The sequence below is a fragment of the Morganella sp. BCCO 40_0007 genome (assembly GCF_032989665.1).
Taxonomy (GTDB): Bacteria; Pseudomonadota; Gammaproteobacteria; order Enterobacterales; family Enterobacteriaceae; genus Morganella; species Morganella sibonii.
In genome coordinates, this window is record NZ_JAVBIN010000034.1 from 1 (window position 1) to 544 (window position 544).

A 544-nucleotide genomic window follows, 5' to 3' on the forward strand; every position below is an offset into this window, starting at 1 on the left:
ATTCATGACTGGGGTGAAGTCGTAACAAGGTAACCGTAGGGGAACCTGCGGTTGGATCACCTCCTTACCTAGTTGATTTGGAATGTGAGTGTTCACACAGATTGTCTGATAGAAAGAAGCAGATACCGGGAATAGGCTTGTAGCTCAGGTGGTTAGAGCGCACCCCTGATAAGGGTGAGGTCGGTGGTTCAAGTCCACTCAGGCCTACCACTTTTCACTGATACTGCGTTGCGGCTCCGCTCGTTTACGTCAGTAAACTTCGCGAACCCACGCCTTGTCTCAGTAAAAAGTCACCTTTTGAGGAAGGTGAAGGTGACCCGGAAAAACCAAATAATGGGGCTATAGCTCAGCTGGGAGAGCGCCTGCCTTGCACGCAGGAGGTCAGCGGTTCGATCCCGCTTAGCTCCACCATTATCTGATATCTGAACAATAATTCAGAGTTTACCGGAAACGGTATGCTGTGAATTATTATGCTCTTTAACAATCCGGAACAAGCTGAAAAATTGAAACAATCAATATTATCACCGAGGTAATATTGATGAGT

2 tRNA genes and 1 rRNA gene are annotated in these 544 nt (G+C 47.1%); all 3 read left to right on the plus strand.

Annotation, left to right across the window (positions count from 1 at the left end):
* A 16S ribosomal RNA gene (locus R5268_RS19360) occupies positions 1 to 67 on the plus strand; the annotation flags it as partial.
* Between the two features lie 66 nt (positions 68 to 133).
* A tRNA-Ile gene (locus R5268_RS19365) sits at positions 134 to 210 on the plus strand.
* Positions 211 to 335: 125 nt separating this feature from the next.
* Positions 336 to 411 (plus strand) — tRNA-Ala (locus tag R5268_RS19370).
* The last annotated feature ends 133 nt before the right edge of the window (positions 412 to 544 follow it).